14 protein-coding genes and 1 pseudogene are annotated in these 24,902 nt (G+C 71.7%); all 15 read right to left on the bottom strand.

All coding sequences use genetic code 11. From position 1 onward, the window contains the following. Positions 1–1,134 (bottom strand): annotated as a pseudogene (locus CCN39_RS18325) (hypothetical protein); the annotation flags it as partial. 1 nt (position 1,135) lies between these two features. Continuing rightward, positions 1,136–1,507, bottom strand: a complete 372-nt coding sequence (locus CCN39_RS51075; RefSeq protein ID WP_208630263.1) for a GPW/gp25 family protein — start codon at positions 1,505–1,507, stop codon at positions 1,136–1,138. Further along, on the bottom strand, positions 1,504–3,171 hold the full coding sequence (locus CCN39_RS51070; protein WP_208630262.1) for a hypothetical protein: 1,668 nt from the start codon (positions 3,169–3,171) through the stop codon (positions 1,504–1,506). The genes CCN39_RS51075 and CCN39_RS51070 overlap by 4 nt, the downstream gene beginning before the upstream one ends. Next, positions 3,168–3,818: a phage baseplate assembly protein V gene (locus CCN39_RS18315; RefSeq protein WP_086843563.1), complete on the bottom strand. Its 651-nt coding sequence runs from the start codon at positions 3,816–3,818 to the stop codon at positions 3,168–3,170. Before CCN39_RS18315 ends, CCN39_RS51070 begins: the two co-directional genes overlap by 4 nt. A 25-nt stretch (positions 3,819–3,843) precedes the next feature. Further along, on the bottom strand, positions 3,844–4,926 hold the full coding sequence (locus tag CCN39_RS18310) for a phage late control D family protein (RefSeq protein ID WP_086843561.1): 1,083 nt from the start codon (positions 4,924–4,926) through the stop codon (positions 3,844–3,846). Continuing rightward, entirely contained in the window at positions 4,919–5,113 is a 195-nt protein-coding gene (locus tag CCN39_RS18305; RefSeq protein ID WP_086843559.1) for a hypothetical protein, read from the bottom strand. Before CCN39_RS18305 ends, CCN39_RS18310 begins: the two co-directional genes overlap by 8 nt. Further along, entirely contained in the window at positions 5,110–6,306 is a 1,197-nt protein-coding gene (locus CCN39_RS18300) for a CIS tube protein (RefSeq protein ID WP_086843557.1), read from the bottom strand. The genes CCN39_RS18305 and CCN39_RS18300 overlap by 4 nt, the downstream gene beginning before the upstream one ends. Continuing rightward, positions 6,306–6,821, bottom strand: a complete 516-nt coding sequence (locus CCN39_RS18295) for a phage tail protein (protein ID WP_086843556.1) — start codon at positions 6,819–6,821, stop codon at positions 6,306–6,308. Before CCN39_RS18295 ends, CCN39_RS18300 begins: the two co-directional genes overlap by 1 nt. Further along, entirely contained in the window at positions 6,814–8,796 is a 1,983-nt protein-coding gene (locus CCN39_RS18290) for a phage tail sheath C-terminal domain-containing protein (protein ID WP_086843554.1), read from the bottom strand. The genes CCN39_RS18295 and CCN39_RS18290 overlap by 8 nt, the downstream gene beginning before the upstream one ends. Continuing rightward, positions 8,793–9,266, bottom strand: a complete 474-nt coding sequence (locus CCN39_RS18285) for a phage tail protein (protein WP_086843551.1) — start codon at positions 9,264–9,266, stop codon at positions 8,793–8,795. The genes CCN39_RS18290 and CCN39_RS18285 overlap by 4 nt, the downstream gene beginning before the upstream one ends. 28 nt (positions 9,267–9,294) lie before the next feature. Beyond that, a complete protein-coding gene (locus tag CCN39_RS18280; protein ID WP_086843549.1) occupies positions 9,295–11,130 on the bottom strand; it encodes a phage tail sheath family protein in 1,836 nt (611 codons plus the stop codon). Between the two features lie 16 nt (positions 11,131–11,146). Beyond that, a complete protein-coding gene (locus CCN39_RS18275; RefSeq protein WP_086843547.1) occupies positions 11,147–12,004 on the bottom strand; it encodes a hypothetical protein in 858 nt (285 codons plus the stop codon). Next, positions 12,001–12,588 (bottom strand): Pvc16 family protein, encoded by a 588-nt coding sequence (locus CCN39_RS18270; protein WP_086843546.1) that lies wholly within the window; start codon positions 12,586–12,588, stop codon positions 12,001–12,003. Before CCN39_RS18270 ends, CCN39_RS18275 begins: the two co-directional genes overlap by 4 nt. Before the next feature lie 143 nt (positions 12,589–12,731). Then, positions 12,732–23,660, bottom strand: coding sequence for a calcium-binding protein (locus CCN39_RS18265; protein WP_086843544.1), 10,929 nt, complete (start codon positions 23,658–23,660; stop codon positions 12,732–12,734). Between the two features lie 97 nt (positions 23,661–23,757). Further along, positions 23,758–24,465: a helix-turn-helix domain-containing protein gene (locus CCN39_RS18260; RefSeq protein ID WP_086843542.1), complete on the bottom strand. Its 708-nt coding sequence runs from the start codon at positions 24,463–24,465 to the stop codon at positions 23,758–23,760. Positions 24,466–24,902: the final 437 nt, after the last annotated feature.

Here is a 24,902-nt window from a genome sequence, read left to right as displayed (position 1 = left end):
GGACGACGCGACCTGCTCGATGTCGGCGGCGTTCAGACCGGCCCAGACCAGCGTGCCGACTTCCGGGGCGCCCTCACGGGGGAACGCCCGCAGCCAGAACAGCGCCGGCGGTCGTCCCTCGAGTCGTGGCGGGGTGTCGCTGACCCCGCCCAGGTCCTCGTCGGCCGGCAGCGCGACACCCATGTCGGCGAACCGGGCAGGCGGGAGTTGCAGCGCGACCACGCCGGTGTTGCGCAGCCCGGACGTGGTGTCCTGGACGACGGTGACCGGGAGGTACGTGCCGTCCGCCAGCGACACCTGCCAGATCAGGCTGGAGTCCACCGCCTCCCCGGACGACGCCGGAGCTTCTGGGGGACCCGGCGGTTCGCCGGTGATCGCGGTGATGCCGCCGGCGGCAGCCGAGGCGAACGTCTGCGACGGCAGCATCACGGCGCCGCCGGTGGGGTGGACCGCGGCAGTGGCGAAGCCGAGGGTCACCGGGCCGGTCCCGAGCGGACCGCCGGGATCCAGCACGGCGGCGAGCCGGCCCGCCGGTGCGCCGTCCGAGGCCTGCACGGCGATCCACAAAGCACGGTCCACAGCGGTCCGGATGTCGAGCTCGGCTACGCCCGGCTGCCCGGTGTCGCGGCGCAGCACCTGCTCGGCGTACGGGACGGCCTGCGCGGGGTCGAGCCCGGCCAGATCGAGCACCTGGTGGTACTCCTCCAGCAGGATCGGGTCGGTGGGCAAGTCCGTGCGCGCCTTGACCACCGCCGTGACCTCGGCCGGGACCACCGCGACGTCATTGCCGACCCGGAACGGTACCGCTCCCGCCACCACCACGCCCGTGCCGAGCGGGATCTGCGCCGCGACCGGGTCATCGAGGAGGAATCGGACCACGCCGGTCGCCCGGGTGGGAGGGTAGGGCTGGATCTGCAGCAGCCGCAGCAGCCACAGCCGGGTCTGATCGGGGATCTGGTTGAACCGGTAGAGCAGCGTCTCGCCGAGGTGCGCGACCAGTTCCAGCAGAGTGATCCCGGGGTCGCTCTCCCCCAGGTCGGTCCATTCCGGGGCGTACACCGGAATGCGCGCCCGCAGCTCGGCGAGCAACTGCTCGAACGAGCGGTCGTCCAGGACCGGGTACGGCAGCGCCATGTCAGGCCCCGCTCACCGGTACGGTCAGCCGCAGGCCGCCGCTGCTCCGGTCCCGCCGGTGGACGTAGCTGATCGAGACCAGCACGGCAGCCGGGTCGGTCGTCGTGGTCACGTCGACGGCGGACAGGTCGATCCGTGGCTCCCAGGCGGTCAGTGCGGCGGTGACGTCCCGGGCGATGGCCGCACGGGTGGCCGGGTTGTTCGGGGCCATCAGGTATCTCCGCAGTCCGCAGCCGAACGCCGCCCGCATCACCCGCTCCCCCGGCTCGGTGTCGAGGATCAGCAGGATCGACTGGCGGATCAACGCGGCGTCACTCCGCCAGGCGAACCCGCCGTCGACGGCCGGTACAGGCGGGAACGACCACCCGATCACGGCGTCACCACCTCCGGCCGTTCGACCCGCGGCGCGAAGACCCGGCTCGGTACCGGGGCGGCGGCGGTCGCGAGGGCGGACCGGCCGACAGCCACGTACGACGCGGCGTCCACGCGCCCGGCCCGGACCTCGTCGGCGAGCTTCGCCCCGAGCGCAACGCCCTGCGGCTTGGACCGGTTGAGCAGGCCCGCGAGCGTGTTCACGAACGTGGGCCGGGTCGCGAGGTTCGCCGCCGCGCCCGCGTCGATGTCCAGGCCCTTCCCGAGTGCCTCGAACTCCGCAGCCAGTCCGCTGCCGACCGTCACGTCCGGGGGTACGCAGAACCGCAGCGCGAGCAGGAACCACAGCTGGAAGACGAACACCACGATCGGCATGAACAGTTGCAACAGGAACGTCGCGACGATGGTGATCAGTGGCACCGCGAACGTGCAGATCTGCACAGCGGTGTTCTGCATCGGCGCGGGCGCGCTGGCCTTCAGGTCGTCGGTGGTGAACGACAGCTCGGACTTCGGGGGTGTGCGGAACCGCAGCCCGCCCGCCCCGCCCGGCCCGAGCCGCAACGCGTCTGCCCGCAGCTGCGCGATGTCCGGCATCTGCACGGTTACCGGCCGATTGGCGCAGCCCTCCAGGTCGAAGTGCCCGGCCAGCCGGTACGCGTCGGTCGGCTCGGACCAGAACAGCGGGCACCCGCAATGGTGCCCGTCGCGCGGGCATTCGGGCCGGTGCCGCCGCGCGTAGCAGCGGATCTCGTACACGCTGTCGTCGTCGTACCGGGCATGGCCCTCCGGGTCGAGATCGGCCGACCCGACCGGAACCACTCCGAAGTAGACGGTCTGCGGATCGTCGCCGGGCCGCGGAGCCAGCGGATAGGTTGCCTCGGTCAGCTGATCAGGTAGCTCCTCGACCGGCAGCCAGGCGCCCGCACCGGTCAAGGGTGTCCACCCCCCTCCGCCGCAGGCCGGCCTCGGACCGGTCACCCCGGCCGCGTCGAGGCCGAGCGGGACCCAGCCCTGCAACTCCCGGGTCGAGCCGCCGGCGAGCGCGTCGCGGGCCACGGCACGGACCTCGTCACGGGCGGCCGTCTCGGCCGTGACCAGCACTTCACGCCGGCGCAGCAGGAACTCGCGGCGGATCGCGCCTGGCTCTGCCCGTAGCCGCCGCTCGACCTGCTGGAGCCGGCTGCGGGCCCGGGCCCAGTGCCGCAACCGCGTGGCCGCGTCGCCATCCGGCCCGCCGGGCAGCGTGCCGATCCGGCGGCGAACGACGAACCCGGCCTCGCACACCTCGTCGCCGCGGGCCCGTGGCAGGCCCGGTGCGTCGCAGTGCAGAGCGCAGACGACCAGGTAGTGACGGTGGTGGGTGGCCAGGTAGAGCTTGCGCAGACCGTCGGCGGTCGTCCGGCCGGGCAGGTGCGCCGGGCCATGGTCGACGATCGTGGCGACCCGGTCGGAGTCGTCGCTGAAGGCGAGGCGCCGCTGCGGATCGGCGAGGAACGTGTTGATCAGGTCGGGGCCGTCGTACTTCTGCAGGGCCGGCGGCCGGCTCCGGACGGCGCGGCGCTTGGCCGGGTCGCCGGGCGCGGGCTCGCCGTCCAGCCGCGGCCAATGCCACCAGGGCGCCACCACGAGCCAGTCGTGGGTGACGGCGACGTCGGTGGCGGTCACCAGACGTTCCCGGCGCCGGGGCTGTACGACGGCGACGCCACGGCCCCCGACGCGATCAGGTTGGTGCAGCTGATCATCCCGTCGAAGACCGCGGTACCTGCGTGCACGTTCAGGGCGGCCGCGGTGATGTCGACGGTGGCCTTGGTGGTGATGCTGACCATGCCGCCGGAGTCGATGGTGATCCGGGTTTGGTTGGCGTGCTTGATCTCGATGCTGCCGGCACCGTCGTCGATCACCACGGTGTGGCCGCGACCGCTGGCCACCGTCACCGTCGCCGCGCCGGCGCTGTCGTCGAACTCCAGCCTCGCCCCGGACCGGCTCTTGATCATCCGCCGGTTGTTGGGACGGGTCGGCGTGAACGGCATCATCTCGCGGCCGTTCCAGCAGGACCCGACCACGTACGGTCGTTGCAGGTCCCCGAACTCGAAGCCCACGACGACTTGGCTGTCCACCGCGGGCAGCATCACGAAGCCCTGGTCGTCATCCGCGTACGGCGTCAGCAACGTCGCCCAGTAGCGCGCCAAGCCGCCGTCGCCCCCGAGCCACGGGAAGCTCACCTGCACGCGGGACTGGCGCCGGTCGTCGACGATGTCGGTGACCAGGGCCGGGTACAGGCCGAAGTAACACGCTCGGTTCTCGTCGGTCATGGCGGTCCTCCTCACGCGGTGGGGCTCAGCCCGCGTTGACGGTCGGTCGTTCGGCGGTGAAACGAGTACGCATGCCGTCGGTCAGGTCGTAGCTGTGGTGGAACCCGGTGACGTAGTAGCCGGCGCCGTCGAACGCCCGCCCGCAACGTCGGAGCGTCACCCGGCTGCCCACGGTGAGCTGCGGCGTGCCGGCGGTCGCGCCACGCACCTGGACGAAGCCGCGGCTGCGGCGCAACATCTCGGCCCGGGCCATCTCCCGCGCCGCGGATTCGGCGATCGGCACGTCCCGGACCCGGCGGCCGGGCAGCTCTCCGAACGCCCTTCGCAGCGTCTGCGGACCGGTCCGGCCGCCGGTGATCTCGGCGTCCACAGTGGACGCGGGTGCTTCAGCGTCGATGGCGGCACGGGACTTGGCGTCGTACCCCGAGACGTGCACGGCGGTGCACTGGTGGGCCAGGTCGGCTCTGACCTCGACGTCGATCAGGTCGCTGCCGCGGGTGAGCTCGACCCGGCTGCCGGTCCGGCGATCCCTGCTGGCCAGGTGGATCGTGCCGTCGCCGGCCCACAACTCGGCTTGGACGCGGCGGGCGCGTTCCCGCAGGAAGGCCAGGTCGCTCTGGTTGAGCTGCTGGACGACGTCGTACGCGGGCCCGTCGAGCGCAATGTCGGGCTTCAGGCCGTGCCGCCGCACCACGAGTCCGGCGACGTCGGCGTCGGTGCAGTCACTGTAGGTCTCGCTGTGCTGGCGCAGCCGGAGCTTCATCAAGTCGTCCTCGGCCAGCACGGTCACTACCGGGACGTCCCCCTCAGTGAACCGCACCTCCAGTGCGGACACCGACCCCGCGAACACCACCCGCTCGTTGCCGGGCGGCCCGATCGACACCTGCAACCGCTTGCCGAAATCGAGCGTACGGCCGTCGAGGTACTCGACGACGTCGTTGCCGGACTGCTGCCGGGGCGCGGTCGCGAGCAGACAGGCCTTGAGCGTGCGCAGGCCGCGCACATCCTCGGCCACGTCGAGCCGGACCAGGTCGCGGGCCAGCTCGGGCTCCCGGGTTCCGGCGACCATGAAGACCGGGGCGGCGCTGGCGTAGGCAGGTTCAGTCATCGAAGCCTCCCGCGGCAGTGCGGGCCTTGTCCCGCTCGCGTTCCTCGGCCAGGTCGGCGGCGTGCTGAGCCTGCTGCCAGACCGACGGACTGGCGTGGCAGCCGGACGGGCCGACGGCGGCGGGCGTGGCCGAGTCGACTCCGTGCAGGTCGATCCGACTGGTCATCTCGCCGACGTGGACGCTCATGACACCCCTCCGCAACCGCAACCACCGACCGGGTCGGCTCGCAGCGCCAGCCAGCCGGCCACCGTCGGGTCGTCGATGCTCGGCGGCCCCTCCGCGCCCGGGACGCGCCGTCGATCGGTCACCAGTCCCGACGCCGCGGCCGCGCCGGCCGCGAGACGGCGGCGCAACGGGACGCCGTATCCGTAGGAGAGCGCGCGGGGATCGGGCCCGGACGCGCGGCCCGGCACCGCGACGGTGACGGCCGGAGACGCCGGCCGGGCCGGATCCGGGCCGGCCGCGAAGCCCTGCCGGGCCGTCGCCGCGGCCGTCCCGCCGCCGGTGGAGGCCGCGTCGGTGAGCACCTTGGTCAGCCCCCCGGCGGCGGCGAGCGCTACGCCGTCGGGAGGAAGCCCCACCGCCGGGGCGGAGACGGCCGGCGCGGCGCCGAGGCCGGCCTGTGCGGTGAGCGCGCTCGAGAAGTCCACGCGCTGACCGGCCGGCAGGCTCAGCGGATCCGTGATGCCTTGCAGCCCCTTCCACGCGCCCGGATCGAGTCCCATGCGGGCGGCCAGCTCCGGAGCGCTCTCGCCACCCAGCGCGGCGGCACTGCGATCCGGCGGTGGCGGCGGCTGGACCGGCAGCGGTACACCCGGTGGGTTGGCGGACGACGAGGTAGCAGGCGAGGTGACGCGTGGCGTCCCGTCGGCAGGAATCGCACCCAACCCCAGGTTGTCGCCGGCGCCGGCTTTCGTGGCGTCGAATTCGGGCCGCTGTTCCTTGATGGTCACCGCGCACTTGGCCCTCAGCGGCACCCCGTTGCGCGCGAAGTAGTCGAAATCCTGGTTGAGCGAGGTCATCACGCCGATCACGCTGAACGACCCGTACGTGAACCGGACCCGCGGCGGCACCGCCTTGGTGTTCTTGGCCGGCAACACGAACTGTTCGAGCTGCCGGGTCCGGGTCCGCACGTCGACCGGTTCCTCAGTAGTGCCCTCGTCGGCGGTGTCGAACATCAGGTCGAACGAGAGCGTGGAGGTGGAACCCTGGTACTGGACCTTGGACCGGCCGCTGTCCTTCCCGGCGTCGACCGAGGCGGACATCTGCAGCCGCAGCGTGGCCGGGTTGATCTGCACGACGATCGGCACGCTGTCCGGCTTCGGGGCCGTGCCGGGACCGTCGCCGATCGCCCTCAGCTCGGCCTTGGTGAGCTCCATCAGGTCACCTCCAGTCGGAGGCCCTCGTGGGCGATCTGCAGTTCCTCGATCGCGATGGCGCCGGTGGCGCCGTGCAGTGCCGGGCCGACGATCTTGGCCGGGAGGCCCCGGACGAAAGTCCAGCCCCCGACCGAACGGTGCGGCGCGGCGATGATCCGGATCGTGCCGTCGTAGCGGCGCAGGGGCCGCACGCCGTTGACGACGTCGGCGAACCAACGCCACAACGTCAGGTCCATCGGACCGTCGGCGGGGTGCAGCATGCCGCGGCGCAGTGTGATCCGGGACAGCTTGACCCGCCCAGCGCGTTGGATGACACCGTCGTTGCGGCCGCCTTCGAGGTACTCACCGACGTCCATTTCCATCTCCATGCCGGTGCACTCCTGGAAGCGGCCGGTGCCCAGGGCCGGTCCGGCGACCTGCCGCGACTCGGCCGGTGCCTGCCCGGGCGCCGGCGGGGCCGGCGACTGGGTAAGCGACACCTCGAAGCGGAACGCCCGCGCGAAATCGTCAGCCATGATCCGGCCCGCCGGTGTTCAGGCCGCCCGTCGCCAGTGAGGCCGGCGGTAGCACGGCCCTGCCGAGCAGCGTTTGCGGCGGCTGCACCCCGTCGGCGTCGAGCACCACCCGCACCAGCACGAACTCCAGTGGCGAAGCCGGCGCCACCCCGACCTCGACGACCAGCTGTCCCGGCCCGGTCGCGTCCGGGGCGCCGACCGTGACGAACCACGACTCCTCCGCGGTCCCCCCGGCGAACGCGCCCGCATCGGACAGCTCGTCCAGCAGCTGCTGCAGATGCCGCCGGATGCCCGCCCGCAAGGTATCGCCGGACGGCTCGAACACAGTCCAGGCGAGCTGCCGCCGGATCACCCGCTCGATCTCCATCAGCACCCGGCGGGCGGTGAGCTGACGCAGCGCCGGATCGGCGCTGAGCGTACGGGCGCTGTTCAGCCGCACACCGTCCGGAGCCCGACCGAACACGTTGATCCCCAGCCGGTGCAGTGCTCCCTCCATTGTGGACGGCACCACCGCGGCCAGGCCGACCACCTGGTTTGCCGCTTCGTTGGCGGGGCCGCGGGCCAGCCCGTCGCGTCGCTCGCACCGGGCCACGATGCCCGCCGCGACAGCCGACGGGGGCACGGTGACCAGCATGCGGCTCGGCGCGGGGCCGGGCACGCGGAGCCAGGGGTGGTAGGCCGCGGCGTACGACGACGCGAACCAGGACCGCCACCGCAACGTCTGGGCGTCGGTGAGACCTGGCGGCACGTCGAGGAGCACGACCATCCGCAGTTCCTCGGCGACGGCCAAGAGCTCCCGCTGCCGGTCGGCCAGCACGGCCAAGTCCCACGGATCACCCGGGTCGAGGACGAGCCCCGGCAGTTCGGCGACCGGCGCCGGCGGCGGCGGCGGGGCGGCCGCGGGCGGCGCGCAGGAACGGAAGTCCGCGCTCCGACCCGACGGCGTCCCCGTGTCACGACGCGGCGGCCCGGCCGGTGCGAACAAGTCCGGCACCACGATCGAGGCCGCCTCGTCGGCGTCCGCCAGCGCGCGTACGGCCGTCAGCACGTCCCCTGCCACGACCGCACCGAACCGGTCCGCGCCGGACGAATCCGGTCTGCCCGCCGACACCGGACCCAGGGTGGCATCGGGTACGACGTCGGAACAGCGCCCTTCAAGCGGCGCCACCAGACGGGACTCGCGGCGCAATACCTCGGCAACGTACCGGGGATGGGCGGCCAGCAGCCCCAGGCCGGTGAGCACCTCGGACCGGCGGCGCAGCGGATCCGAGTCGGTGATCTCCAGCTGCCCCTCGACCAGTTCGACCGGGACACCGGGACCGGCGGGCAGACCGGGCGGGCAGACCGCGATCCAGTCGGCGCCCGGGTCGTCCGCGTGCCCGCGCCGTTCGATCCGTTCCACCGCCGCGACCCGGTCACCGCCGAGCCGGAGCAGGCTGCCCACGACCACGACCGAGCCGGGATCGAGCGTCACCTCGGTCGCGGTCGTCCGCGCCGTGACGGTCGCGGTGAGCAGCCGTGTCTCGTACGACCAGCTCATCGTCAGGCGGTTACCCCACGTGCCCTCATTGCGCGCGCGGACCTCGAGCCCGTTGAGAAGCCGGTAGGTGGCACACCCGGGTGGCGGATTCTGCGCGTCCGGCCTGTACGGCGCGGCGGCGACCGCGCGGATCACGTACGCCCGCCGTCCCCCCTGGGCGAAATACGCGGCCACCGCGAAGGGCAGCAACCCAGGGCCTTCGAAGCCACCGAACAGCTCCGCGTACTCGTCCCAGCTGTCCACCGCGATCGGGACCGACCGGCGGTAGCCCGCGTCGACATCGGCCGGTTCGAAGGCCGGGCCGCGGACCGAGACCCCGGCGAACGCGGCGACGTCGAGACGCTCGACCGCGGCCCGGGGCAGCGGCATCTCCGGGAACAGGTAGACGCCGGGCGGCCCGAGCACCAGCCCGCCGACGCCCGGATCCACGGTCATGCCGACGTCGCCTCGTCCCACTCGATGCCCTCGTGGACGAGGTGCAGCTCCTCCATCGCGCAGTCGCCGCCACCCTTGGCGACCAGTCCGGGCCCGACCCATTTGCTCGGCGAGGCCTTGTGCAGGACGAAGTGCTGAGCTGGCTGGTTGGCCTCGTCGTGGAGAGTGATGTGCACCGTCCGCGGCGAGTAGGTGCCCTCCCGCACGAGCCGTAGCCAGGCGAACAGCTGGACGTTGCCCCAGAGCCCGCGTTTGAGGGTGACCTGGTCGAGTTTGAAGGTGTTCGGCACCTTGGTCACCGTGTTGGTCAGCGCGCTGCCCTCGCGGTACTCCGAATAGTTGATCTCGCAGGCGAGACCGGACACGTCGGAGCAGTAGCCGGTGATCTCACCGCCGCCGGGCCCGGCCAGGATCACGACGGTGAACCGGAATGCGCCGTACGGGCGTCGCTCGTCACGTTCCGTGGGCATGGATGGCTCCCTTCGCTGGCGGTGCCGGTCAGCCGCGGGCGTCCGCGGTGAACTGGCCGATCCGGAAGATGACAAACTCGGCCGGGCGCACCGGAGCGACGCCGATCTCGCAGATCAGACGACCGTTGTCGAGATCGTTCTGGGTCATCGTCGAGCGGTCGCACCGCACGAAGTAGGCCTGGGCCGGTGTCGTGCCGAGCAGCGCGCCGTTGCGCCACTGCACATTGAGGAAATCGGCGACGGTCTGCGTGATGCTGCGCCACAACCGGTCGCCGTTGGGTTCGAAGACAGCCCACTGCGTGGACAGATCGATCGAGTGCTCGAGGAAGATGAACAGGCGGCGCACGTTGACGTACAGCCACTCCGGATCGGAGCTGAGGGTACGGGCTCCCCACACCCGGTTGCCCCGCCCGGCGAAGAACCGCAGCGCATTCACGTGCTCGGGATTCAGCACCTGGTTACGGCCCGTGTTGATGTTCACCTCGAGCCGGGTCAGTCCGTACACGACCTCGTTCGCCGGCGCCTTGAACACGCCGCGAGTCACGTCGCTGCGAGCGTAGATGCCGGCGACGAACCCGGACGGCGGCAGCCGGAGACACGGCGTGGGCACCCCGGGCGGCGGCGTGATCGGATCGAGGATTTCGACCCAGGGGTGGTACAGCGCCGCGTACTTGGAGTCGAAGTTGCCGCGGAACGCCCGGATCTCGTTGAGCGACGCACCCATCGGCCCGTCGACCACGGCGATCCGGTAGCGCGCCAGCTCGGCGTGCCGGATCAGGTTCTGGGTGGCGAGCACACGTTGGTCCGCCTCCTCCATCGCGCCGATATCCGGGGCGGCCTCAATCGCGATGGCGTCGACCTCGCCCAAGGCGTACAGACCGGTGGCCTTGCGGGTCGCGTCGTCCGGGTCGGCCTCGGCGCCGAGCAGCCCGGCCGCGGTGACCGCTTGGCCGTCCGAGCCGCCGGTCAGGCGGTACGTCCGAGTCGGCCCATTTTCGGCTCCGGCCAGCAGGGCGACCAGCAACTGGATCGGTGTGGTGTTCTGGGCCCGGAAGTCGTGCTCGAACCAGACCATGCAGTCCTCGTCCTGCGGGTCGTCGCGGTCGAGTACCCGGCTCAGCGCGCGCCGCCCGTCCGGGGCGAGGCCGAGCCGCGGATAGCTGGTTTGCCGTTGCGCGGTGTCTGTGACGGTCACGGTCACTTCGACCGGCAGCAGCCACGCGGACACGGGCGGCGGTGCGGGATTGCCGCCGGCGTCCAGGAAGGTCTGCGTCAGGTCGGGTTCGATCCGGAGGATCCGCAGTCTGGCCGGGTCGATCATCGCGTTCTCGCCCGGCTGCCGGCTGTCCTCGATGACTTCCAGCACCGTGCCGGTGCGGACCCCGTTGGCCTGCGCGGCTGCCCCGGTGTGCAGGCCCACATCCCCGGACCGGGTCGCGGTGACCGTGACCGACACGTTTCCGGCCTGGCCTGGCCACCGGGCCCGCCACCGCGCCAGGGCCGGACCGCCGGTCGCCGCCACTGGGATGTCCGGCGAGGACGCGACCCCGGTGCCGGCCGGCGGCTCGTAGACCCGGGAGACGTAGAGCCGCTGCCCGCCGTTGAGGAAGTAGGCGCGAGCTGCATGCGCCAGGTACGCCAGCGTGAGGTCATCGTACGTCTCGAGCCCGCCGTACACCCGCTCGAACTCCGCGTAGCTGGTGACCAGCCGCGGCTCGCACGCGCGGGGTCCCCCGGCGTACTGAACCGGGCCGTAGTGGGTGCGGCCGGCGAAACCGGTCGTCGAGGTGGACACGTCGGCGATCGAGCTCGCGCGGTAGGTGACCTCTTCGACGAAGACGCCGGGCGCCAGGTACTCGGGCATGAAGGCCTCTCAGGGGTCAGGGGAAGACGTACGGAGCCGGACGAAACGGCCGCCCGCGCGGCAGGGTCTGCGTGGTGGACACGTGGTCGGTGTAACCGGCTGGCAGCCGGGTCCCGGCTTCGGTCGGATCGGCCGCTTCGAGCGCCGCCACCGATTCGACCGGCAGCCACCAGAGCGGGTCGGCGCGCGATCCGGACGGCGAATCGACCGGGTCGCCGTCCCGGGGGTCCGGCCGGGCGTGAACGGTCACGTCGAGGTCGACCGTCCCCGTGCGCGAGCTCGCGTACGGCTGTGGCAATGCACCCACGACGAGCACGAACTCGCCGTCCCGATCACCGTGCGCCCGCCACTGCACGGATCCGGTCCCGGCCAGTCCCGCCTCGATCCGGGCCCACGGGACCGGCGGCCCGTCGGGGGCGCCCCGAACGGCACGGCCCAGCAACACCGTCGAGCCGGACGGCAGCGGCCGGCGCGCTCCCGGGAACAGCGCCGGCCGATGCGCCCGCGCGGGCTTGACCGCCTGGTCTTCGGTCGCGAGAACGGAAGCCAGATCCGGCACGGGCACCGACAGCCGGCGCGGCACGTACCGCTGGGCAGGGTCGACGATCCGGATCGCCAGCCGTGGCGGGGTGTCAAAAGCCCGCGCGCCGAAGCAGAGCGCGAACCGGCCGGACCGCGTGCGACACAACGCCGGCAGCCCGAGCCGGTCGTCCACGACCGCGGGCAGCCGGTACGGACGTGGAACCTGCTCGATCAGTACCCCGACGTCGGACGATCCGGACCGTTCCGACGAGCCGAGCGCGTCGACCGGGTCGACGCCGAGCCGCAGCCGGAAGACCCGCTCGTCCCATTCGGCCGCGAGGTAGACGTTCATCGCCCGGGTCCCGTCGTCACGCCCCGCACTGCGGTCAGCACGGGCGGCCCGGCCTGGCCGTCGAGGGAGATGACCACGATGCGGATCAGGTAGGGCACGCTCAGCCGGAAATCGCAGCGCAGGCTGTCGAACGTCCGCATGAGATCGTCCGTCGGCACGTCCTCCAGTTCCATCTCGACCGCCTCGGTGTCGCCCCAGTCGCCGCCGGGCAGCAGCTGCGCGGCCCCGAGCCCGGCCGGTCGTTCGAGGACCTGCAGGGTGCGGCCGATGATCCGGTGCTCGTGCTCGGCATTGTCGCCCCAGGCGGTCAGCAGGTAGTGCAGGTCGAGCGGCAGATGCGCGGCACCGTCCAGTTCGGACACGGTGGCCCAGGCCGGCCGCGTCACCTTGTTGAAGTCGACGCGGTACAACAGGATCGACAGCCCAGGCCGCGGTACCGGCACTGCGGCCCCGTCGAGGTCGTCGGTCCGAACCAGCATCGCCTGCGTGATCTCCCCGCCGACCGGCGGCACAGCCTCGTACCCCGTGTTCAGCAGGAGCTCGAGGCTCTTGCCCACGGAAGCGATCGCACCGAACCCGGCCATGTGCCCAGACTCGCGGTCTGCCGTCACCGTGCCGTCACGGTGCCTTCGGACGCGGCACAGGCGCTCGCGGGCACCCTTGCACCCGGCGGCGCAGAAACGGGCGGGCGCCCGGAATCCGGGCGCCCGCCGTGGCCGGTCTCCTCTCAGGGGGCGCAGGCGTTCGGGTTGTCGAAGTGGCCCGGGGTGGTCGGGAACGCCGGTCCGGCCCCGTGGTCCTGCAGGTCCGACTGGTACACCAGCGCCAGCTCGTCGAACGCCGAGGTGCCCGCGGTCGTCACGTCCGCCGGGCCCTGGCCCGCGCCCAGGGAGTGCGCCCAGCGCTGCAGGAACTCCTGCTGCGTCGGGCTCCACTGGCGGACGTCGTTGTAGCCGCCGTACGCCGCATTGCAGTGGGTGTACAGGTTGTACGCTCCGCCCCAGTCGAGCAGGCGGTCGCCCTGGTTGGGGCCGTTGTCGGCCACGTCGGCCTGCAGCACGTCACGGTCCCAGCCGCCGTAGATCCAGTCGATGCCCTGGTGGTGCTGGTTGTCCGCGACGTCGGCGTTGTCGAGGTTCGTCATCTCGAACCACGAGCACGGGTCCACCGTGACCGCGTTCTTGCCGTTGCCGAACGTCTGCGGCCACGGGTTCGCCGAACACGTCGCCGAACCGGGTGTGCCGTACGTGCCGCGCGGGCGCCAGTCGATGATGTCCGAACCCAGCGCTCCCGCCACCGGGTCGACCGACGGGCCGGTCGTCGCGCCCTTGCCGCCGAGCACGTAGTCGACGAGCGAGTCGTTGACGCCGCGGTCGTTCGGGTTGGCCGCGTCGGTGCCGCCCTTGCCGCCCCACAGCACGTCCGCGCCGTCGTCGCCGAAGACGGTGTCCCCGCCCGAATCGCCGTTGGCCAGGTCGTCGCCGTAGCCGCCGTGGATCGAGTCGTGGTCGTCGCCGCCGCGGATGCGGTCGACGCCGCCTTCGAGGTCGCCGCGGTGCGGCATCGCCGGAGCGGTACCCGGTGCGGCGAAACTGTCGCCGTTGACGTCGTGCTGCAGGTCGACCTGCCGGGTGACCGAGCCGGCCAGGAAACCCTCGTAGTGGATCTGGGGCACCTGGCTGTTGTCGATCACGAACTTGTTCGACCCGTTCTGGTACACGTCGACGATGCCGCCGCGGTCGCCGACCATGGCGTCGTCGCCGCCGGTGCCCCACATCCGGTCGTCGCCGAGCTCGCCGTACACGTCGTCGGCGCCGTCACCCGGAGCCGTCGCCGTGCCGGTATCGCCGTACATCAGGTCGTTGCCGTCCTGGCCGTACAGCGTGTCCTCGCCCGCGTCGCCCCACAGGTTGTCCCCGCCGGACGCGCCGGGCGCCTCGCACGTGGCCTGTGTGGTGGTGCAGAAGCGGGTCGGGGCCCCGTTCGCGCCGTGGCGGACGAACGCCGCACCCACCGGCGGGGTCGCCGGGTAGCGCTTGGCGTAAATCCGGTTGGTCAGCGGCAGCGAGACCTTCGACAGGTCGTCGCCGAGTGCCACCGGCTTCCCGGTCTGGTCCACGATGTCCCGCACCGCGGTGCCGCCGTCGCCGAGGACGAAGTCGGCGGCGCCGTCCCCGTGCACGTCGTCGGCCGTGTCGCGGAAGACCGCCAGTGAGCTGCCGCCGAGCAGGTCGTCCTGCCCGTTCGGTGCGGAGACGTCGCCGAGGTCGCCCGACGCCGTGCCCGGCCACGCCGGATTCGGCGGCGTGATCGGGATCCCGGCTTCGGCCAGGGTGCGGTCGCCGAACACCGTGTCGTGCCCGCCGTTGCCCTCGGCGTAGTCGTCGTGCGCGCCGCCGGAGATCTGGTCGTCGCCGTCCTGGCCGAAGATCACGTCGACGCCGCCACCACCGGACAGCTGGTCCCCGCCCGCCACGGGACGCGTGGGCGCACCGAGGAACCCGTTGCTCCACGACAGGTCGAGCAGCCGCAGCGAACGTTGCGTTTCGAACGTCCCGGTGCTGCCGACGCGGAGCAGGTACGGCGACGGTGGCGCGATCCGGTCGGTGATCGCGTTGTCGCCGAGCACCACGTCGTCGCCCGTGCCACCGAAGACGGCGTCGCCGACGTCCGGCTGGCCCTGGGTGGTCAGCGCGGTGTCCGTGCCGAAGATCACCGAGCTGCCGCCGACGAGGTCGTCGTCGCCGCTGTTGCCCTCGAGCCAGTCCCGGCCGGGCCCGCCTTCGGCGTAGTCGCCGTCGGCGTTGCCCTTGATCCGGTCGTTGCCGGACTGGCCGAGGATCGCGTCGCAGCCGTTGTCCCCGGTGATGTCGTCGCCGCCGGAAGTGTTCGGCACCGGCCCGTCGCCGAGGTCGTACAGCTGGATGCTGCGCTGGACCATTCCCGGTGCGCCCTGGGCGTCGGAATCGAAGCGGCCCTGCGTGATCGGGCTCTTCGGAATTCCCGCGTCCCGGGTGAGCAGGGCGTTGTCGCCGCTGATCAGGTCGGCGTCGTCGCCACCGGAGATGGTGTCCCCGGTGTCGAGCTGGCCCGCGGTTCCTTGGCCGGTTCCCGACTCGACGTACGACGAGCCGCCGACCAGGTCGTCCTGCCCGGACTCGCCGAACAGCTTGTCCGCGTCCTGGTCGCCTTCCGCGTAGTCGTCTCCGGCGTCGCCGTGCACGGTGTCCGTGCCGCCCTGGGCGTAGATGACGTCCGTGGCCTCGCCGCCATAGATCGAGTCCCCGCCGGAGGTGCCCGCCACCGGCGTGTAGCCGAGGTCGAACAGCACCACGTGCCGTCCGGCCGACAACCCGCGGCCACGGGTGACCGGGTCGCCGGTGTCGCCGCCGCCCGTGCCGGTGATCGTGGCGTTGTCGCCGGTGATCACGTCGTCGGCGTCGCCGCCGGAGATCGTGTCGCCCGCGTCGGGGTAGCCGGTCGCGTTCTTCACCGCCGGGTCGCCCGGCGTCTGGTGGCTGCCGCCGATGATGTCGTCGGCATCCGCCTCGCCGTTCAGCTTGTCGGCGCCCGGGTTGCCTTCGATGCGGTCCGGGTCCTTCCCGCCGAAGACCGTGTCGTTCTCCAGCCCGCCGAACAGCGCGTCGTTGTCGAACCCGCCGGAGATCGTGTCGTCGCCGCCCAGCGCCGGGTCGGCACTGGCCAGGTCGAACACCGGGCCGCCGGGCACCAGCGGATCACCGTTGTCGCCGATGATCGTGTCCGGGCCGCTGTCGCCGAACAGCTGGTCGGCGTCGTCGGCCTGCCCGGCCGCCCGGGTGCCGCCGACGATCGTGTCGCCGGCCAGGCCACCGGAGACCCAGTCCTTCCCGTTGTTGCCCTCGATCGTGTCGGGGTCGTCGCCGCCGAACATCGTGTCGACGCCGTCGTTGCCGTACAGGAGGTCCGCTCCGGAGTCGCCGTGGACGGCGTCGTCACCCGAGCCGCCCCAGACCTGGTCCGCGTCGCGGCCGCCGTGCAGCGCGTCCTTGCCCTTCTCGCCGCACACCAGGTCGTCCGCCGCTTCGGCGTCGACATTGTCATCGCCGCCACCGGCCCGGACGTTCTCCACGCCGGCACCGCCGATGATCCGGTCGTTGCCGTCGAGCGGGTCGTTCACCGACTCGTCGACCGAGGTCGACGGGATCGGCGTCCCGGCCTTGCACGGCGTCGTCTGCTTGTCGCCGTAGACGTCGGCGCCGCCGTCGCCGCCGATGACGTGGTCGAAGCCGAGGCCGCCGACCAGCGTCTTGTGCGACGGGGTGACGCCCGACGGCAGCGGGGTGTGCGTGACGACGTAGAACGGCCCGAAGCCGTCGGTCTTCCCCGGGTTCGGGAAGTCCAAGATGGACGGTTCGGCGATGACGTAGTCGTCGTCCGGCCCGCCGTAGAGCGTGTCGGGACCGTACCCGCCGAACAGGATGTCGTTGCCGCCGCCACCGCGGAAGTCGTCGTGCTGGTCCTTGGTGGAGTGGCCGGTGACGCGGTCCTGGCCCTTGCCGCCGTAGACCGTGTCGTTGCCGCTGCCGGTGTCGACGGTGTTGATCGGGCCGCCCGCCGGGCCGCCGGAGGTGTTGGCGTCGTCGGAGCCGTAGCCGTCGATGCCCGGGTCGACCTGGCCGGCGGGGTAGATCTTGTCCGGCCCGGTGCCACCGGCGAACCGGTCGCTCCCGTCCCCGCCGACGAGCGTCGCCCCTTGCGAGACGAAGAGCGCCTGCGGGTACGTGGGCACGTCCTTCAGCGGGTCGTCGGCCGTGACGCCGAGCGTGTCGTCGCCGCCGTTGCCGAAGGCCGTCGACTTCGCGAGCCCGACCTTGATCGTGTCGCCGCCGTCGCCGGTCCCGGTGCCGCCGGCCGGGTCGGGCAGGAGCGCCCAGTTCGGCACGGAGACACTCGGGCCGCCCGTGCCGTCGGCGATCGGGTCGCCGCCGTCACGGCCGTCGTTCTTCAGCTCCTTGAGCCCGATCGACGTCAGCGGGGGCGCGCCGAGGCTCGAGTCGCCCGCGACGACGTCCACGCCGTTGCCGACGGTGATGCTGTCGACGTCGGGGCCACCCGCGACGCGGGCCTTCGCGTCGTCGCGGACGTAGCTCGTCTTGTTCGCGGCGAGCACGGTCCGGTCGCCGGTGACGATGGTGTCGTCCCCGGCCCCGCCGTCGACCCACGAGTTGCCGATGCCGGTCTTGATCTGGTCGTTCTTCGTGCCGCCGAACACGATCGCGTCGCGGTCGAACTGCGCGGTCGGTGGCGGTGGGCCGGTCTTGGTGGTGTCGGCCTTGGCGTCCCCGATGAACGTGACGCTCATCGGTTTGCCGTAGTTGCGGCCGTCGACGACGACCCGTTCGATGTTCGGGTTCCGGAACTCGCGCCGGATGCCGAGCATGTCCACGGCCACGCCGGTGAACGCCGGGTTCGCCGCGTTCGCGTAGTCGTGCAGCGAGGTGATCTTGACGGTCTCCTTCTCCTGCTTGTCCGACTCGTACGGGTCACCCGTGCCGCCACCGCGTTGCGCGGTGTGGCCGAGCGCGGCCGCGTACACGACCAAGGTCTTCCCGTCGCCGCTCAGCCCGCCGAGCTTCGGCGGTGGTGGCGTGCAGTTCGGGGTCGCGGTGAAGTCGAGCAGCGTGACGTCGACGATCGTGAAGCTGAACGACACCGAGAACGGGCCGAATCCGACCGTCACGTACAGCTTGAGGAAGACGTAGAGCCGCCCGGAAACGGTGAACAGACAGATGGGGTTGTTCAACGCCGTTTGCAGGAACTCCGTGATCCGGAACTTCCCGTCGTGGTTGGGGTCGTTCCACAGGAAGGACACGGTGAGCCCGAGCCCGCCCTCGATGCCGACCGTGATGATCACGGCCGTGACGGCGGCGCCGGCCGCGATCTCGCCCGTGAAGGTCACGACCGGGATCGGCTTGCCGTTCTCCGTGGTGTAGAAGAACAGGCTCTGCAGGAACGCGTTGCCCACGGTACCGAGGTCGAGGGTGCCCGCGCGGGCCGCCTCGAACGCCTTGCGGATGCCGTAGGTGTCGAACCCGGCGACGATCCGCAGCGACACGGTCGCCGAGCCGTGCAGGGTGATGACCACCGGCGGCGGCGCGTACACCGGCCCGAACTGCTGGCGCCAGTCGAAGCCGAGGCGCAGCGGCCCGGAGTCGAACTTGACCAGGTCGACGTCGCCGCCGAGCAGCACGTTGAACAGCGAGGCGGGCTTCTCGAACACCGGGAAGCTGAACCCGGCCGCCGACGCCTGGGTCGTCATCGGGTTGACCGACGCGGTGTTGGAGTTCTTGCCGTTGATCGTGTCGAGCAGCGGCGCGAAGGCGGTACCGCCCCCGGCGTCCTTCTTGCTGCTGATCAGGCTTTCGGTGTTGTCGGGTGTCGCGGTGGTGTCCAGGGCCTGCTGCCCGCCGAGTTCGAACGAGCCGAGCGGGATGAGGCACTTGTCCGTGCACGTCGGGAAGTTGTTGATGAAAGTGACGACCCCGGCGATGGTGTCGACGAACTTCAGGTCCGGGCCCCCGGCGATCGTGGTGAACGCCTTGCCGAGGGAGACGAGCGTGACGTCACCGCCGCCGGCCAGGTGCGACAGGTCCGACAGCACCGGGATCGGCGCGTACAGCGTCTTGATCACCGGGTCGAGCGGACCGGTCACCTGCTTGATCTTGTTGACGATCGGGCTGAGGATCTTCCCGAAGATCTCGCCGCTGTCGATGGCGACCTTGTCGAAGGCCAGGGTCAGCGGGTTGTTGCCGGCGTCGGCCGAGTTGGTGCCCGGCTTGACGTTGTTCCACGCCCAGTGCAGCCGGAAGTTCGCCTGGATGCCCGGGAACCCGGCGTCGTCACCCGGCCGCGCCTTGAGCAGCCAGTTGATGTCCGCGCTCGCGTGCAGCTTGACGTCGGCGAGCCGGTCCAGCCCGGCGTTCTGCAGGTCGGTCAGGTGCAGCCGGCCGTTGGTCGGGTCGTCCGGGGCGATCAGGTCGATCTTGAACGCGCCGCCGAACAGCGGCAGGACGCCGTTGGCCGGGGGCGCGGCCGCCGCGTTGCAGTCGTCGGCGCTCAGCTGCTTGGTGCAGTTCTCCGCGGTGATGTTGATGAACGCCAGCTGCGCGTTGATCTTCTGCGGCAGGGTGACGTTCAGCCCGACCGCGAACTCCGGCTGCGGGGAGTCCTTGGTGCTGACGAAGAACCCTTCGCTGCGGCTGATGCCCATGGCCAGGTGCAGCCGCCAGCCGAGCTGGACCTCGGGGCCCGCGCCGCCGTCGGCCTTGAGGGAGAACCCGGGGATGCCCAGGTCCAGCGGCACGGACTTCTTCAGGCACTCGTGCCCGGCCGGGAGCCCGGCGCAGTTGAGCAGGTCGCCGCTGAAGTCGCCCTGGCTGACGTTCAGGCTGATGGTCACGGCGTCGAGGTCGTTGTACGCGCAGTCGTGCGGCTGTGGGTTCTCGGCCGGGTTCTCCGGCGCCCCGCCGATGGCCGCGGCACCGGTGTCGGTCGCCTTGGTGTCGGTGACGTCGGCGATCAGCTTGAAGACGCCGCCTTCCTCACGGAACACCAGGTACCCGGTCGCGCTGTCGACCGGCTCCCACGAGATGTCCAGTGAGTCCGTTGTGGACAGTGCCGCGGGGCCGTTCGTGATCGAGCCGGGGTCGCTCGCCTTGGCCTGCTTCTTCTCCCCGTTGATCGTCGCGTAGGAGGCGACGACGTACCGGTAGGTCTTGTCCGCCGCCGTGGCGCCTTCGTGCAGCTTGACCGTCGGCGTGCCGACGGTGCCCAGCCGCGTCTTGCACAAGGTGTCGACGGTGACCGTGTCCGGGTTCAGACCCGCGGCGGCGAGCTTGGCGGCGAGCTGGTCGTTCACCCAGCCGCGCACCGCGGCCATGTCGGTGAAGTGGCCATCGGCGGGCAGCTGGTCCAAGGCGGTGTGGATCGCCGTGCGCAGCTTGCCGATGAAGTCGGCGCCCTGCTGGAGGTCGTCGCCGAGCAGCGGCAGCTTGCCGCCGAAGCTGGCGGTGTTGAGCGCCTGCTCCGCCAGGTTGAGGTAGCTGTCGAGGCCGTCGAGCCGCCCGAAGTCGATGAGCCGCTTGGCCAGCTCCTGGCCCAGCAACGTCGGATCCGGGGTTTCCAGGCGGGGATGGCCGTCGATGGCCGCGCCGCCGAGGTTGAAGTAGTCGTCCGGCGTCGTCGACTTGGGCAGGCGCAAGGCGAAGTCGTTCGCCTTGGTTTCGTCGGTGATCACCTTGGTGTAGGTCGCACCGCCGTCTTCGCTGATGTAGAGCGGCAATTTGGCACACAGGGCCAGTGGTGTGCTGCCGTCGAGGCCGCAGTTCACCGCCGTGCTCGCCGCGTTGACCGACGGGCCGACCGCCCCGGCGAACTCCGAGAACGTGACCGGCGCGCCGGTACCGCCGCTCTTGGCCAGGTCGAGCGAGTAGGACGCCTTCGCGGTCGCCTTGTCCGGCGACTTCGGGTTGCCGAGCGAGACGGTCAGCGGGCCGAGGGTGGTGGCGATGGTGGCGTTCTCCACGGCGGCGTCGAGCTTCACGCCGATCTTGGAGTCGTCCAGGACGCGCAGGGCGTTCGCGTCGGCCGGGCCGGGACCCGGCTGCAGCGGGACGACCAGGCCCATCTTGACCTCGCCGCCGACCCCGAGCGACACCGAGCCGTCGCCCTGCACGCCGGCGACGCGCTGGGTGCCCGCGGGCAGGCTGAAGTCGAACTGCACGGGCGTGCTGGTGTGGTAGGCGCGTTTCCAGTCCAGCCGGATGATCAGCGACGGCGTCCCGGCGGGCTCGGCGTACTCGAACTGCACCGGCACGCTGCCCTTGAACCGCTCGTTGACCGTCTGCACCAGTCGCTGCAGGTTGTCCGACGGCGCGGCTTCCAGCATCGAGATGACATCGTCCAATTCGGACCGGATCACGTACGCCGTGGACGGCGACGGCTGGCTGGCCCACGGCCCGGCCAGGACGAGGGTGTCCGCGGTGACGCTGCCGACGATGCCCACCTGGGTCCCGGCGACGACGGTGCGCCCGACGAGCGTCGGCGGGAAGGCGTTGCCCTTCTCGACGCTGCGCGCGGCGTCCTTCACGGAGTTGGCGCCGTAGGTCACCTTCGGGCCGGAGCCGGCCTCGTCGGCCCGCAGCAGGTCCCGCAGCGAGCGGCCGACCAGCGGGATCTTCGTGCCGAACACCGCGGCGCCCGCCGGGGAGGCGTCGCTGATCGACGCGTTGAGCGTCTGCAGCGTCTTGAGGATGATCGAGAACAGCGCCTTCGGGTTGGCCGGGTCGAAGTCGAAGTTCGCCAGCTCGGAAAGGTCGCTCGTGCTGAACTGCGGGCCGTCGGAGCCGGTGGGCTTGGTGAGGTCGTTCCAGGTGAACCCGGCGTGCGCGGTCGCGCCCTTGAGGAAGTCACCCGTGCCCGGCGCACTCGCGTCGACCCCGCCCGCGCCGCGGACGTGCACCTGGAAGTCCAGCAGCGAACCGGGGTCGTGCAGCAGCTTGTCGACGACGCCGCCGAAGGTCAGGTCGCCCTGGTCCTTGAGGTTCACCTGGACCATGTGGTCGTCGGCGTCGGGGGTCCCGGCGCAGTCGGCGCCCGCGTCGGGGTGGCAGATGTGCGCCGCGCCCTTCAGCTCGACCTGCAGGAAGCCGGCGTTGGCGAACAGGTCGATGCCCGCGTCCATCGGGAAGTCCGCGGTGAACAGCGAAGGACTGCCGGACGTGCGCAGCAGCACCCGGTCCGGCCCGGTCGGTGTCGCGCCGACCAGCGTCGTGCTGCCGTCCGGGTTCTTCTGCTCGATCGGCGGGTTGTGCACGGTCGGGTTCTGCAGGTCGAGCACGAGGGTGACGGCGGCGTCGTAGCTGGGCTTGACCTTCGCGGTGGCGTTGACGGCGTTGGCCTCGCCCACGCCGCGGCCGCCGGTCTTCAGGTCGTTGCCGAGCTGGACGACGCCGACGTCGCCCTGCATCCCGGAAATCGTGTAGGGCGCGTTGGCCACCGGGATCACCGGCGTCCAGCCGGGCGCCTGGAGGAAGAGGGTGTGCTCGTCGTTGTTCTCGACCGTCGCCCCGGCCGCGCCGGCGACGACGTGCCGTCCCGCGAACTCCCCCGGCTTCCACTTCTGGTTGTCGTCCTTGAGGGTGGTCTGCGTGTAGGTCGTCTTCGCCGGGGTGCCCGCCGGCCCGGACGCCGCCGCGGCGGCCGCGTTGAGGTCGATCGCCGTCGTGGGTGCCTGGCGGGACAGCGTGATCTTGAAGTCCAGTTTGGTCGTGCCGGGCGGGAAGTGGACGTCGGAGATGCCGATCTTGCCGCCGCCGGGCAGGTTCGCCGCGGTGTTGAGCTTGTCGAGCAGCTCCTGCAGGGACACGAACGTCGGTTCGCCGGCCTGCGTCGGGTCCGCCGCGGTCTTCGTGTTGTCCTGCAGGAACTTCTTGATCGACTCGTTGAGCTGGATCGCGTCGGCCAGCGAGCCCTTGAGGAACGGCAGGTCGAGGTTGCCGATCGGGCCGGCCGCGTCGCCCCACTTGGCGCGCTGGATCGACGTCAGCGTCGTGGCCAGCTGGGCCAGGCCGGTGGCCAGGTCGCGCGGGGTCATGTTGAGGAACGGGCCGACCGTGGCGATGCCCGTCGGCGTGATCTGCGGGGTCCCGGTGGCGATGTCGGGCCAGTTCAGGCCGATCTTCGCGTCCACCGCGGGCAGGTCGAGGGAGAACGAGCTCGCGGGGGCCGCGGCCAGGTGCAGCGAACCGGTCAGCGACCCGGCCGGGCTCGCGAAGCCGAAGCTGACCAGGCCGGCCAGGGAACCGTTCTGGGCGAGTTCTCCCGCGGTGCCGTCGAAGTTGGTGAAAGCCAGCCTGCCGTCGTTGTCGGGATCGTTGACGGTGGCGGCGAAGTGTGCCTTGAGGTCCAGCGCGGAGTCGGTCTCGACGAGCTTCACGCCGAGGATGCCGACCGCGGCTTTGACGGCCTTGATCGCGTTGGCGTCGGGGAAGTTCGCCGCGGCGTCGACGGTCAGCGACGGGGTCGTCCCGTCGTTGACGAAGTAGGCCTTGTCGTGCGCTTTGTCCCAGATCAGGGTCAGCTTCAGCGTGGTGGCGACGGTGAGCCGCACGCCGCCGGTGGACGAGAACGCCGACTGCGGGGCGTTGGTGCCGTCGCCGATCGGGAGCGGGATGCTCAGGGCCTGGTCGTCCAGCACCCGGGAGATCGCCAGGGTCAGGTCGAGCTTCTTGTCCTCGCCGACGGTGCTCAGCGTCGTCTTCAGGGTCCCGGCGCGGCCGGCGGACAGCGTGATCGGCTGGTCGATGTCGAGGTCGGCGTCGTCGACGGCGTCGGCGAGCTTCTTGGTGCCGGTGTGGAAGGCCTCCTGCGCCAGGGTGTCGAAGCCCAGCGCGGCTCCCGGACTGGTCTGGACGGCGGGCAGCGGCTTGGCGAGCTGCCCGAGGGTGCCCAGTCCCGTCGACCACGCGGCGAAGCTGTTCGCCGGGGCGGCGAGCGCGCTCACCAGCGTGCCGACACCGGGACTCGCGGCGTGCGCCGGAGCGGCGGTGACGACGTTGCCGCCGAGTGCCAGCGCGAACACCGTGATCAGTCCGAGCCACCTTCTCGAGCCCATGGTCACCCTCCACGTTCGCGGGCACCCGGATAGCCGGGCGCCGCCCACCGGGCGAGACTGACAAAGGGGACGGATCTTCCGGAAGGCCCGGGTCCGCTCAGTGGACCCGCGAAGTACGGGTCAGCTCGCGCGCGGCTTCGGCCGCGGCGATCACGACCAGGTGCCGCAGCCGCGCCAGCTCACCGGGGCACGAACTCAGCACCCCGAGCGCGGCGACGACCCGGCCGTCGGGTGTGTGGATCGGGGCCGCGGCACAGCTCAGCCCGGCCACGAGGCCGGGCCCCAGCGCGGCATCGGCGCCGTCGAGCAGGACTTCCGCGAGCGGCGTCGGTGACGGCAGGACCGTGCCGGGCCGGACCACCGTGAGCCGGGCCGAGTGCCCGGCGAAGGTCGCGACGACGAGCACCTCGGAGCCGGACGACACCCCCACGACGACGTCGGACCGCGACAGCTTGGCCAGCCGCACGGCGGGCCGCCCGACGGCGGCCCGGATCCAGGCGTGCGTGCGGCCGCGGCCCTCGCACAACCGGCCGAACATCGGCCCGACGCCGTAGCCGCGGATCCGGTGCTCCACCGCGCCCATCACGCACAGCTGCTCGAGCAGCCGGTGCGAAGTGGATTTGGGCAGCCCGGCCCGCCGCGCGGCCTCGGTGAGCCCGAGCTCGGCTTCGGCATCGGCGAGCACTTCCAGCAGGGCGAAGGCCCCGGCGAGCACACTCCGCCCCCGAGCCCGGCCGGCGTCCCCTTCGGACACCGCTTCGGCGTCGGCTTCGGTCAGGCGCAGGTCAGAGCCGTCCGTGAGCATCCGCGCCTCCCGTATTGGGCCGGATGGCCCCGCCGGGGTGACAGTCGCACGACGCCACGAGGACGTTACGAGGAGGAAGCCGCCCGGGTGAAGAGATCCGGAGACGGCTGTGCAGAGTCAGCGACCCGAGCCCGGGTCACGACGGTTCGGCGGCTTCGCCTCCCTCCCGTGGGGCTCAGCACGCCGAACCGTCTGCCGACGCCGGATCCATCGGCTCCCCTTCGCCGCCGGGACGACGTCCGCCACACTCCACCACGGGAGGCGCGGCCGAGGAGCGGATCCTGGACAAAGCTGGACGTCGGCGATTCCCTACCGGCGCCGAGGGGGCAGCGACGCGAGGACCGCGTCGGCGCGCTCGACGCCGAGCCGGCAAGCCGCTTGCCCGTGGATGGCCCGAGCCCGCTCGGCGTGCCCTCGCGCGGCCGGGAAGTCGCCGC

The sequence above is a fragment of the Amycolatopsis kentuckyensis genome (genome assembly GCF_002155975.1).
Taxonomy (GTDB): Bacteria; Actinomycetota; Actinomycetes; order Mycobacteriales; family Pseudonocardiaceae; genus Amycolatopsis; species Amycolatopsis kentuckyensis.
Note: the sequence above shows the minus strand (reverse complement) of the source record. Positions and strands in the feature narration are given on the sequence as shown.